5 protein-coding genes are annotated in these 12,787 nt (G+C 74.2%); all 5 read left to right on the top strand.

What is annotated here, in order from left to right; genetic code table 11:
* The first annotated feature begins 90 nt into the window (after positions 1-90).
* The 5 genes from eccCa to IOD16_RS33630 all read left to right on the top strand — a co-directional run bounded on the left by eccCa (position 91) and on the right by IOD16_RS33630 (position 12,775).
* Positions 91-4,095: a type VII secretion protein EccCa gene (gene eccCa / locus IOD16_RS33650; protein WP_201437689.1), complete on the top strand. Its 4,005-nt coding sequence runs from the start codon at positions 91-93 to the stop codon at positions 4,093-4,095.
* 157 nt (positions 4,096-4,252) lie between these two features.
* Positions 4,253-6,994: an AfsR/SARP family transcriptional regulator gene (locus IOD16_RS33645; RefSeq protein WP_201437688.1), complete on the top strand. Its 2,742-nt coding sequence runs from the start codon at positions 4,253-4,255 to the stop codon at positions 6,992-6,994.
* 485 nt (positions 6,995-7,479) lie between these two features.
* On the top strand, positions 7,480-7,674 hold the full coding sequence (locus IOD16_RS33640) for a hypothetical protein (RefSeq protein ID WP_201437687.1): 195 nt from the start codon (positions 7,480-7,482) through the stop codon (positions 7,672-7,674).
* A 53-nt stretch (positions 7,675-7,727) separates the two neighbouring features.
* Positions 7,728-10,838, top strand: coding sequence for an AfsR/SARP family transcriptional regulator (locus IOD16_RS33635; RefSeq protein ID WP_201437686.1), 3,111 nt, complete (start codon positions 7,728-7,730; stop codon positions 10,836-10,838).
* 122 nt (positions 10,839-10,960) lie between these two features.
* Positions 10,961-12,775: a type VII secretion-associated protein gene (locus IOD16_RS33630; protein ID WP_201437685.1), complete on the top strand. Its 1,815-nt coding sequence runs from the start codon at positions 10,961-10,963 to the stop codon at positions 12,773-12,775.
* Positions 12,776-12,787: the final 12 nt, after the last annotated feature.

Here is a 12,787-nt window from a genome sequence, read left to right as displayed (position 1 = left end):
CGACTGTGGCGGGCCCACACGCCCGGATCGGGATTTCGAGCGCAGTCGGGCTGAACGTTTACGGATCGACGCTGAAGAGGTGCCTGTCAGGTGAGCACGCTGCAGTTCAAGCGCACGGCACGCCTCGCCGCTCCCCGCCCGCCGGGCGGTGAGGTCCACCTCGAACCGCCGCCCGAGGTGCCGCGGGTCATCCCCGGCAACATCATGATGAAGGCGATGCCCGTCGTCATGATCGTGTCGTCCGTCGGCATGATGGTGCTGATGTTCAGCTACAGCGGGCGCAGCCCCGCTGCGATGATCATGCCCGGCATGATGCTGGTCTCGACCATCGGCATGATGGCCGGCGGCATGGGCGGCGGCAAGGGCCAGAAGAAGGCCGAGATGAACGAGGACCGCAAGGACTACCTGCGCTACCTCGGCCAGATGCGCGACCGCGCCCGCGAGGCCGCCAACGAGCAGCGCGCCGAGCGCGAGTGGGTCCACCCCGACCCGCAGATGCTGTGGTCGCTGGCCACCACCCGGCGCATGTGGGAGCGCCGGCAGAACGACCCCGACTTCTGCCACCTGCGCGCGGGCCGCGGCTCGCAGCGGCTGGCGACCCGGCTCGTGCCGCCGCAGACCGGTCCGGTCGAGGAGCTGGAGCCGATCGCGACGCTGGCGCTGCGCCGGTTCGTGCGCGCCCACTCGCTGGTGCCCGACCTGCCGATCTCCATCGCGCTGCGCGGCTTCGCCGCCGTCGGCCTGCTGGGCGAGATCGAGGAGAAGCGCGGCCTGGCCCGCGCCCTGCTGGCCCAGATGGTCACCTTCCACTCGCCGGACGACCTGCTGGTCGCCGTCGTCACCACCGGCCGCACGAAGGCCGAGTGGGAGTGGATGAAGTGGCTTCCGCACGTGCAGCACCCGGCGATCGTCGACGGCATCGGGCAGATGCGGATGATGGCGGGCTCGCTGGCCGAGGTCGAGCAGATGCTGGACGAGCAGCTGCGCGACCGGCAGCGGTTCACCCGCAACGCGCCGCCGCCCGCCGACCAGCCGCACATCGTGATCCTGATCGACGACGGCGACGTCACCCGGGAAGAGCAGATCATCCTGGAGGAGGGGCTGGTCGGCGTCACGCTGTTCGACCTGTCCGAGTCCCTGGGCAACCTCACCGCACGTCGCGGCCTGCGGCTGGTGATCGAGGACGGCAAGCTCGGCGCGCGCAGCGCCAGCGGCGTGGAGTGGTTCGGCGCGCCGGACTGGCTGAGCGTGGTCGAGGCCGAGGCGCTGGCCCGGCGGCTGTCGCCGTACCGGATCGGCGGCGTGGACGCGGGCGGCAGCGACGAGGACCCGCTGTCGATGAGCAACAACCCGCCGCTGCTGGAGTTCCTGGGCATCCCGGGCGACCCGATGACCTTCGACGTGCAGGCGGCGTGGCGGCCCCGGCCGGTGCGCGACCGCTACCGGGTGCCGTTCGGCATCGGCGAGTTCGGTCAGCAGGTCGAGCTGGACATCAAGGAAGCCGCGATGGAGGGCATGGGCCCGCACGGCCTGTGCATCGGCGCGACCGGTTCCGGCAAGTCCGAGTTCCTGCGCACGCTCGTGCTGGGCATGCTGGCGACGCACTCGTCGACCTCGCTCAACATGATCCTGGTCGACTTCAAGGGTGGCGCGACGTTCCTCGGCCTGGACAAGGCCCCGCACGTCGCGGCGACGATCACCAACCTGGCGGGCGACCTGACCCTCGTCGACCGCATGAAGGACGCCATCGCCGGCGAGGTGTCGAGGCGCCAGGAAGTGCTGGCCAAGGGCAACTACAAGAACGTGTGGGACTACGAGAAGGCGCGGGAGAACGGCGCCGACCTCGACCCGCTGCCGGCGCTGTTCATCTGCATCGACGAGTTCTCCGAGATGCTGACGGCGAAGCCGGACTTCATCGACATCTTCCTGCAGATCGGCCGCGTCGGCCGGTCGCTGCAGATGCACATGCTCCTGGCGTCGCAGCGGCTGGAAGAGGGCAAGCTGCGCGGCCTGGACACGTTCCTGTCCTACCGGATCGGTCTGAAGACGTTCTCCGCCGCCGAGTCGCGCGCCGCGATCGGCGTGCCGGACGCCTACGAGCTGCCGCCCATCCCGGGCTCGGGGTACCTGGGCGTGCAGGGCTCGCCGCTGACCCGGTTCAAGGCGCTGTACGTGTCCGGCCCCTACCGGCCGGCCGGGTTGCAGGTCGCGGGCCCGTCCGCGCCGGTGACCAGCGACAAGCGGCCCCGCTACTTCGTGCCGGACTACATCGAGATCCCCAAGGAGCCGATCAAGCCGATCGAGCCCGTCAAGCAGGAGAAGAAGGAAGAGGACTCGAACGAGCCCTCGGAGCTCGAGGTCATCGTCGAGCGGCTGGTGGGCCAGGGCCCGCCGGCGCACGAGGTGTGGCTGCCCCCGCTGAACGAGCCGCCGTCGCTGGACACGCTGCTGCCGCCGCTGCAGGCGACCGAGGACCGCGGCCTGACCGCGCCCGGCTTCTTCTCCAACGGCAAGCTCCAGGTGCCGCTCGGCGTGGTCGACAAGCCGTTCGAGCAGCGGCGCGACCTGCTGTGGGCGGACTTCTCCGGCGCGGCCGGCCACGGCGCGATCGTCGGCGGTCCGCAGTCGGGCAAGTCGATGATGCTGCGCACGCTGATCACGTCCATGGCGTTGTCGCACACGCCGCAGGAAGTGCAGTTCTACTGCCTCGACCTCGGTGGCGGCACGCTGGCGTCGCTGGAGAACCTGCCGCACGTCGGCGGGTTCGCCAGCCGGTTGGACGTGGACAAGGCGCGCCGGATGGTGGCAGAGCTGTCGGGCCTGATCACCGAGCGCGAGCAGCGGTTCCGCGCGCAGGGCATCGACTCGATGGTCGAGTTCCGCAACCGCAGGCGGCGCGGCGAGATCCGTGACGACGACTTCGGCGACGCGTTCCTGGTCGTGGACGGCTGGATGAACTTCCGGCAGGAGTTCGAGGCGCTGGAGCCCGCGGTCCAGGCGCTGGCCGCGCAGGGCCTGTCCTACGGCGTGCACGTGGTGGTGGCGGCGAACCGGTGGGCGGAGATCCGGCCCGCGATGAAGGACCTGCTCGGCACGCGGTTCGAGCTGCGCCTCGGTGACGTCAGCGAGTCCGAGGTGGACCGCAAGGTCGCGGTCAACGTGCCGCCGGGCCGCCCGGGTCGCGGTCTGTCGCCGCAGAAGCTGCACTTCCTGACCGCGTTGCCGCGCATCGATGCCTCGTCGGACGCGGAGAACGTGGCGGCGGGCGTGCAGGACATGATCGCCAAGGTGGGCAACGCCTGGCGGGGCCCGCGCGCGCCGCAGGTCCGCCTGCTGCCCGACCTGCTGCCCTACCACGACTTCATGGCCCAGGTGCAGCAGCAGCGGCCGAACCGGGGCCACCTGGTGCCGATCGGCGTCAACGAGGACGAGCTGGCGCCGGTGTACCTGGACTTCGACGCCGACCCGCACTTCATGGCGCTGGCCGACGGCGAGTCGGGCAAGACGAACCTGCTGCGCGCCATCGTGCGCGGCATCATGACCAGCTACACCTCGTCCGAGGCGCTGATCATGCTGGTCGACTACCGGCGCACCATGCTCGGCTACATCGAGACCGACCACCTGCTGTCCTACGCGGTGTCCTCGGCGCAGCTCACGGACATGATCAAGGACGTGCGGGGGTCGATGGCCAACCGCCTGCCCGGCCCGGACGTCACCCAGGAGCAGTTGAAGAACCGGTCCTGGTGGAAGGGCCCGGAGCTGTTCGTGGTCGTGGACGACTACGACCTGGTCGCGCCGCAGGGTTCGCAGAACCCGTTGCAGCCGCTGGCGGAGTTCATCCCGCAGGCGAAGGACGTGGGCCTGCACATCATCGCGGTGCGGCGCATGGGTGGCGCGTCGCGGGCGATGTACGACCCGATCCTGGGCAAGCTCAAGGAGATCTCGGCGCCGATCATGGTGGGTTCCGGCTCGAAGGAGGAAGGGGCGATCGTGGGCAACCTCAAGGCGTCGCCGCAGCCTCCCGGCCGGGGCACGCTGGTCACCCGCAAGCTGGGGCAGCAGCGCGTCCAGCTGGCGTGGATCGACCCGGACTGACGGGTACCGCGCACGACGGGAAGGCCTCGCTCCGGCGGGGCCTTCCCGCGTTTGCGGGCCCCGCCGGCGCCGGTCGCGGCGCTCGTCGCTGACGCACGGTGCCCGGAAAGTGTCGGTCTGTTGCTTTATGCTTCGCCCCGCACGTACGGGGGGTGACGTGGAGACTGAGTTCAAGGTGCTCGGGCCCCTGGAGGTCTGGCACGACGGCAGGCAGGTGGTGCTGCCGACGGGCAAGGCCCGGGTGCTGCTGGCCAGCCTGCTGCTGCGCGCGGGCAGCGTGGTGCCGATGGACATCCTGGTCGACCGGCTCTGGGACGGCCGGTCGGTGAACCCGGGCCGCACCAAGGCGACGTTGCACATGGTGGTGACCCGGCTGCGCCAGTCGCTCGGCGCGGCCAACGTGGTCCGCACCGCCACCGGCGGGTACGCGGCGGACGTGCCGCCGGGCGCGCTGGACCTGCACCGGTTCCGCGAGCTGGTCGACCGCGACCGGCTGGGCGAGGCCCTGAGCCTGTGGCGCGGCGCGCCGCTGTCGGACGTGCCGTCGGACGTCCTGCACGGCGAGGACGTCGCGCCGCTGCTGGAGGAGCGCCTCGACGCGCTGGAACGGCGGCTCGACCTGGACCTGGCGGCGGGCCGCTCCGCGGAGGTGGTGCCGGAGCTGCGGTCGCTGACCCGCGAGCACCCGCTGCGCGAGCGGTTCTGGGGCCAGTTGATGGAAGCGCTTTCCGGGTCGGACCGGCAGGCGGAGGCGCTGGCCGCCTACCGGTCGGTGAGCGGGCTGCTGGCCGAGCAGCTCGGCGTCGACCCGGGGCCGCGGTTGCAGGAGGTGCACCAGCGGATCCTCACCGCGCCGGTCGTCGCGCGCCCGAACACCCGCGGCGCCTCGAACAAGCCGCGGCAGCTCCCGCTGCACACCCGGTTCTTCGTCGGCCGCGACGGCGAGCTGGCCGTGCTGTGGGAGCTGCTCGACACGGCGTCGGCGGGCGCGGTGGTGATCGCGGCGATCAGCGGCACGGCCGGCGTGGGCAAGACGGCGTTGGCGTTGCACTGGGCGAACCAGAGCGCGCACCGCTTCCCGGACGGCCAGCTCTACGTGAACCTGCGCGGGTTCGACCCGACGGGTGTGCCGATGGGCCCGGACGAGGCGTTGCGGGGGTTCCTCGGCGCGTTGGGCGTGGCGCCGGAGCGCGTGCCGTCCGGGCTGGACGAGCAGGTCGGCCTGTACCGCAGCCTGCTGGCCGAGCGCCGGGTGCTGGTGGTGCTGGACAACGCGGCGGACAGCGAGCAGGTGCGCCCGCTGCTGCCGAGCGGGTCGCGCTGCCTGGCCCTGGTGACCAGCCGCAACCAGCTCGACGGGCTGGTGGTGCGCGAGGGGGCGCAGTCGTTGCCGCTCGGCGTGCTGTCCGACGGGGAGGCGACCGCGCTGCTGGTGCGGCAGCTGGGGGAGGAGCGGGTCGGGGCCGAGCCGGCCGCGGTGGGCGAGCTGATCGGGCACTGCGCCGGGCTGCCGCTGGCGTTGTCGGTGGTGGCGGCCCGCGCGGCGGCGCACCCGTCCTTCGCGCTGCGGGCGCTGGCGGGCGAGCTGGCCGACGAGCGGACCCGGCTGGAGGCGCTCGACACGGGCGAGGCGACGACCAGCGTCAAGACGGTGTTCTCCTGGTCCTACGAGCGGTTGAGCCCGGCCGCGGCCCGGATGTTCCTGCTGCTGGGCGTGCACGCGGGCCCCGAGGTGTCGATCCCGGCGGCGGCCAGCCTGGCCGGTGTGCCGCTGGCCGCCGCCCGCCGGGCGATGGGCGAGCTGAGCAGGCTGCACATGATCGCGGAGCCGGCGCCGGGCCGCTTCACGCTGCACGACCTGGTGCACGCCTGCGCACGTGACCTGGTCGCGGCGCACGAGGACCGGAGCGGTCCGCGCGAAGCACTGCGGCGGCTGCTCGACCACTACCTGCACACCGCGAACACGGCCGACCGGTTGCTGTACTCGCAGCGCGAGGAGGTGCCGATCGCCGAGCCGGCGCCGGGCGTGGTGGTCACGGAGCTGACCGAGCGGGCCGACGCGCTGGCCTGGTTCGACCTGGAGCGGGCGTCGCTGTTCGCCGCGGTCGGGCACGCCGCCGCGCACGGGTTCGACACCCACGCCTGGCAGTTGGCGTGGACGACCACGGCGTTCGCCCGGCTGCGGTCGTTCTGGCACGAGCAGGCGCGGTGCCTCGACACGGCGCTGGCCGCGGCCCGGCGGCTGGACGACCGGGTGGCGCTCGCCTCGACCAACCGGGCCCTCGGCCGCATCCTGATCACGCTGCGGCGCTTCGCCGAGTCGGAGGCCCACCTCACCGCCGCGCTCGACCTGGCGCGCGAGCTGGGCGACCGGCAGAGCCAGGCGCACATCCACCGCCACCTGGCCGGGCTGTACGAGGCGTGGGAGCGGCTGCACGAGGCCCTGCACCACGCCGAGCGGGCGCTGGCGCTGTTCGAGGTGCTGGGTGACCGCGCCGGCACGGCCCGCGCGCTCAACGCCGTCGGCTGGGCCCGCGCGATGCTCGGCGAGGACCTGCACCGGGCGCTGGCCGACTGCGGCCGGGCCCTGGTGCTGTTCCGCGAGGTCAACGACGTGCTGGCGGAGGCGGCGACGTGGGACAGCCTCGGCTACGTCCACCACCGCCTGCACGACCTGGCCGAGGCCGTCCGCTGCTACCGGGAGGCGTTGCCGCGCTACCGGGAGAGCGGTGACCGCTACGAGGAGGCCGCGACGCTGCAACGGCTCGGTGACGCGCACGTGCTGGCGGGCGACCACGACGCGGCCCGCGAGGTGTGGCGGGCGGCGCTGGACATCCTGGACGAGCTGGGCCACGGCACGGCCGAGGCGCTGCGGGTGAAAGCGGCCGGTCTGCCGTGACAGGCCGCTGACCCGCTTCGCCGTCCTCGGGCCGCTGCGGGTGTGGCGCGGCGACGGGCCGCCGGCCGCGCCCGCCGGTCGAGCGGCTGTGGGACGGCGAGCGGCCCGACCCGCGGCGACCCGACCCGACCCGATCCGCCTCGGCCGAGTGGCGCCGGCTCACCGAGATCGCGCCGGCGGCGGACCTCCGCGACCGAGACCGCGGGCTCCTCGGCGCAGAGCGCGGCGGAGCCCGCGGTCCGGTCGTCACCGCGCGAGGGCAGGGCGGGCGCGTCGCCCCCCTCGACGAGCACCTGCCACCGGGACCGGCTTCCCCCCTCGTGCGAACCGCCGGTCCCGCGCCCACTGGGGGTCGCGGCGGTGAACGCCCCCACTGTGCTGGAAGGGCCTCACAGACCTCTCACGACGGCCTCACCCGCCGCGTGGAGATGAGCCGACCGTCACGTCACGTCACGGCGCGTGATCGCGCCGGTACACTCGTCACCGTGCGGGGAAGCCTGGTGACGACCGAGTCGGGGATGCTCGGCCTGCGGGGGGTCGGGTCCGCGGGCCGCCCCGTCCTCGTCCCGGCGGGCAAGGCGCGGGTGTCGCCGACCGCGCCGCACCCGCTCTCCACGCCCGACCGCGTGCGGGACGACTTCGACTTCGCGCGGCTGGTCCGCGCCGGGGCAACCGGATAGCCGCCTGGAGCGTGTCGTAGAGGATTCTCCACCGAGTGGTCCAAGGGGGTCTGGTGATCGGGTTCAACGTCCTCGGACCGCTGGAGGTGCGGCACGGCGACGTGCCCGTGCCGATCCCCGCCGGGCGGGCGCGGGTGCTGCTCGCGATCCTGCTGCTGCGGGCCAACCAGCCGGTGACGGCGGACGAGCTGGTCGACCGGTTGTGGGACGGCGGCGCGCCAAACCCGGACCGGGCCAAGGCGACGTTGCAGATGGTGGTGCGGCGGCTGCGGCAGGCGTTGGGCGAGGCGAACGTGGTGCGCACGACCACCAAGGGCTACGTCGCCGAGGTCCCGCCGGGCTCGCTGGACCTGCACGTGTTCCGCGAACTCGCCGACCGGGGCCGGGCGGCCGAGGCGCTGGAGCTGTGGCGGGGCGACCCGCTGTCCGACGTCGAGTCGGACTGGCTGCACCGGGAGCACGTCGTGCCGCTGCTGGAGGAACGCCTCGACGTCCTCGTGCGCCGGATCGACGCCGACCTCGACGCCGGTCGCACGGACGGGCTGGTGGCCGAGCTGCGGTCGCTGACCCGGCGGCACCCGCTCAGCGAGCGGCTGTGGGCGCGGCTGATGCGGGCGCTGTACCGGTCGGGCCGGCAGGCGGAGGCGCTGGCCGCCTACCGCGAGATCCGCGAGGCGCTGGCCGACGAGCTCGGCGTCGACCCGTCCGCCGAGCTGCAGGACCTGTTCAGCCGCATGCTGCGCGCCGAGGACGTGGCCACGCGGGCGCCGGCGCCGCGGCAGCTGCCACCGGACGTGGCGGGGTTCGCGGGACGGCTGCCGCAACTGTCGGAGCTGGACGACGCGGTGTCCTCCGCCGCCGGTTCCGTCGTGATCGTCGCCGTCACCGGCTCGGCGGGGATCGGGAAGACCGCGCTGGCGGTGCGCTGGGCGCACCGGGCCCGGCCGGTGTTCCCGGACGGCCAGCTGTTCGCGAACCTGCGCGGCTACGACCCGGCCGGCCCGGTGCGGCCGGAGCAGGTGCTGGCCCGGTTCCTGCGCGCGCTGGACGTGGCCGCCGAGCGGATCCCGGAGGGCCTGGACGAGCTGGTCGCCCTGTACCGCTCGCTGGTCGCGGACCGGCGGTTCCTGGTGGTGCTGGACAACGCGGCGTCGGCCGAGCAGGTGCGACCGCTGCTGCCCGGCACGGCCTCGTCCATGGTCGTCGTGACGAGCCGGAACGAGCTGCGCGGGCTGTCCGCACTGGACGGTGCGCGCGCACTGCGGCTGGACGTGCTCGCGCCGGAGGAGTCCGCCGGCCTGCTGCGCGCGGCCGTGCCCGAGGCCGACCCGGCGGACCTGGCGGAGCTGGCCCGGCTGTGCGGTCACCTGCCGCTCGCGCTGCGCATCGCGGTCGCGAACGCGGCGGCGCACGGCCTGGGCCCCTACCTGGCGGCGCTGCGCGGCGGCGACCGCGTGGCGCGGCTCGCGGTCGAGGACGACCCGCAGGCCGCCGTCCGCACCGCGTTCGACCTGTCCCACCGGGCGTTGGACGGCCCGGCGCGGCGGGTGTTCCGGCTGCTCGGCGTCGTGCCGGGGGCGGACTTCGACCGGGACGCGGTCGCCGACCTGACCGGCGCGGGCGACGACGCGGGCCGGGCGCTGGACCGGCTCGCCGCCGCGAACCTGGTGCAGCACGACGGGCAGGGCCGCTACGGGCTGCACGACCTGGTCCGCGAGTACGCGCGCGGGCTCGTCGGCGAGGCGGAGGCGGCCGAGGGCCGGGCGCGGCTGTGCCGCGGCTACCTCCGCCGGGTCGTGTCGGCGTCGGCGCTGCTGTACCCGCACGCGCCGCACACCACCGGCGAGGAGGAGGTCGACCCGGGTTCGTTCACCGACGGCGAGGCGGCGGCGCGGTGGTTGGCGGCCGAGCGGCAGAACGTGGTCGCCGCGATCACCGACGCCGCCGGTCACGGGCCCCGCGAGCTGTCCTGGCGCCTGCTGTTCGGCATGCGGGTGTTCACCTGGGCGCGCCGGCACTTCGACGGCTGGGCGGACGCGGGCCGCGCCGCCCTGGCCGCCGCGCGGTCGGCGTCGGACGAGGTCGGGCAGATGGCCGTGGGGCTGTGCCTCGCGGTCCACGCCTACTCGGTGGGCCAGATCCAGGAGGCGGCCGAGCACTACCAGCGGGTGGTGGCCCTCGGTGACCGCGGCGCCTGGCCCAAGGGCCGGGCGATCGCCCTCGGCGGTCTCGGCAGCGTCCACCACCAGCAGGGTCGGCTGGTCCGGGCCGCGCGGACGTTCCGGCAGGCGCACGCGGCGGACCGGGCGATCGGGCCGAGGCGGGGCGAGGCGGTCAGCCTGTCCAACCTCGGCACGGCCCTGTACGACTGCGGCGACCTGGTCGAGGCGAGGTCGGTCCTGTGCGAGGCCCTCGACCTGCTCGTGACGGCGGGCTCGCCGATCGGCCAGGCCGTGGTGCTCAACGTGCTCGGCGGGGTCAAGCTGGCCGAGGGCGACCCGCACCGGTCGCGCGAACTCCGCGAGCAGGCGCTGCGGCTGTTCCGCGACGCCGGCGCGCGCCGGGGCCAGGCGGCGACGTTGGACAACCTGGCGGTGATCGCGAGCCACCTCGGCGACTACCCGGCGGCGGCGCGGTTCGCGCGCGAGTCGCTGGCCGTCGCCGAGGAGTCCGACGACAACTGGAACGCGGTCGACGCGCTGAACACGCTGGCCGGCGTCGAGCACCGGCTCGGCGACCGCGTCGCGGCCTCGCGGCGGTACCGGGTCGCCCTGCGCGCCGCGATCGAGAGCGGCTACCGGCTGGGCGAGGTGCACGCGCTCATCGGCGTGGCCTCGGTGGACCCGGGCGACGAGGCGGCGCCCTCGACCGTCGGCCGGGCCGTGGAGCTGGCCTCGACCATGGGCGCGCGGATGGTCGGCGCGCGGGCCAGGACGGTGTCCGCCGCGGTGCACCGGGCGCACGGCGACCTGGCCGCGGCGCGCTCGGCGGCCGAGTCGGCGTTGGTGACCCAGCGGCAGTACGGGTACCGGCCGGACGAGGCGCGGACCTGGCTGCTGCTCGGTGAGCTCACCGGGGACAGGGCGTCGCTGGGGCGAGCGCTGGAGCTGGCCGAGGAGATGGGCATGCCGGAGGCGGACGAAGCCCGCGCGCTGCTGTCCTGACCTGGTCGCGCGTCGCGCGCGAACCGGCGGGGCCGACGCGGGTGACGCCGACCCCGCAGCGGAGGGTCGGTCCGGTGGGGTATGCATATGCAGGCCCGCCCCGGCCGACGAGGGGATGACGGATGAGCTTGCGCGTGGCGGTGGACTTCGGCACGTCCAGCACCTGCGTCGCCATGTCCCTGCACGGCCGCGAACCGCAGGTCGTCGTGGTCGACGGCCAGCCGATCGTGCCCTCCGCCGTGTTCGCCGCGGCCGACGGCACGCTGTTCGTCGGCCAGGAGGCCGAACGCCAGGCGGCGGTGGACCCGTCCCGCTACGAGCCGCACCCCAAGCGCCGCGTCGACGAGGGCGAACTGCTGCTCGGCTCCAGCGTGCTGCCGGTGGTCGACGTCGTGCGGGCCGTGCTGACCAGGGCCGTCGACGAGGCGCGGCACGTGGCCGGCGGCGCGCGGGTCGACCTGCTCGTGCTCACCCACCCGGCCGACTGGGGCGCGATCCGCACCAGGGTGCTGCTGCAGGCCGCCCGGGGTCTCGGCCAGGAGCTGCGGCTGGTGCCCGAGCCGGTCGCGGCGGCGGTGTTCCACTCGGCGAGCCACGCCATCCCGGACGGCGCGGCGCTGGCCGTGCTCGACCTCGGCGGCGGCACGGTCGACGCGAGCGTGGTGGCCCGCCAGGGGGGCGCGTTCCGCGTGCTGGCCACCAAGGGCGACCCCGGCTTCGGCGGCGCGGACGTCGACCAGGCGCTGCTGGAGCACATCGGCTCCCTGGTCTCACCCGGCGACCCGGACGCGTGGCGGCAGCTCGTGGAGGGCCGGGAGCTGTCCGACCGCCGCAAGCGCCGGGTGCTGCGCCAGGACGTGCGCGGCGCGAAGGAGACCCTGTCCCGGCACGCCTACACCGACGTGCCGATGCCGCCGCCGTTCCCCGACGCCCACGTCACCCGCACCGACCTCGAACGCCTGATCAGCGCACCGCTCACGCGCGCCGCCGCGCTGGTGGTGACGGCGGTGCGCGACGCCGGGCTCGACCCGCGCGGCCTCGCCGGCGTGTTCCTCGTCGGCGGGTCCAGCCGCATCCCGCTGGTGGCCCGCCTGGTGCTGGAGCAGTCCGGCGTGGTGCCGACGAGCATCGACCAGCCGGAGACCGTGGTCGCCCGGGGCGCGCTGCGCGCGGTGAGCACGGACCCGCTGCGGACCGGCGCGCTGCCCGCGGGCCAGGGCGACGTCACCCGCAAGATCACCGACGACCAGACCCGCAAGATCACCCGGCGGATCACGGCGTCGCCGCCCGCCGGGTTCCCGCAGCCGCCGTACTTCCCGCCGCCCGCCCCCGTGCCCGCGCCGGCCCCGGCGCGCCGCAGCCGCGTGCCGCTGGTCGTGGTCGGCGTCGCCGCAGTGCTCGCCATCGCCGCAGCCTCCACGGCCTACGTGCTCGGCAAGGGCGACGCCACCACCGGCGAGCCGACCACGCCGCCCACGTCCACCGCCGAGACGTCCGTCACGTCCGACGGCAGGATCATCGCGCAGTACGACTACAGCTTCACCGTGCCGGGCGGCTGGCAGCAGACCGGCGGCCAAGTCGAGACCCGCAAGGTGCTGCTCAAGCCCGAGGAGCCCGGGTCCGGGCTCGACGTCATCGCGGTGGAGGAGCGGCGGCTCAACTACGACGCCACCCAGGACCCCGCGCGGGCCGAGACCGAGCTGCGCGGCCAGTACGACCAGCGGGCGAACGTGTCCGATTTCGACGCTTCCGCCGACTTCGCCACCAAAGATGTCGTTTACTACCGGGAAGTGGTGGAGTCGGCCGTCATCGACTGGTACGTGCTGTTCCAGGACGACGTGCAGGTCAGCGTGGGGTGCCAGTACCCGCAGGACGGGCACGACCGGGTCCGCCCCGCGTGCGAGCAGGTCGTCCGCACGCTGACCGTGACCAGCTGACTTTGTGGGGAA

This window comes from Saccharothrix sp. 6-C, assembly GCF_016695385.1.
Lineage (GTDB): Bacteria > Actinomycetota > Actinomycetes > Mycobacteriales > Pseudonocardiaceae > Actinosynnema > Actinosynnema texasense.
The sequence above is the reverse complement of the archived record's forward strand: the minus strand, read 5'-3'. Positions and strand labels throughout refer to the sequence as shown.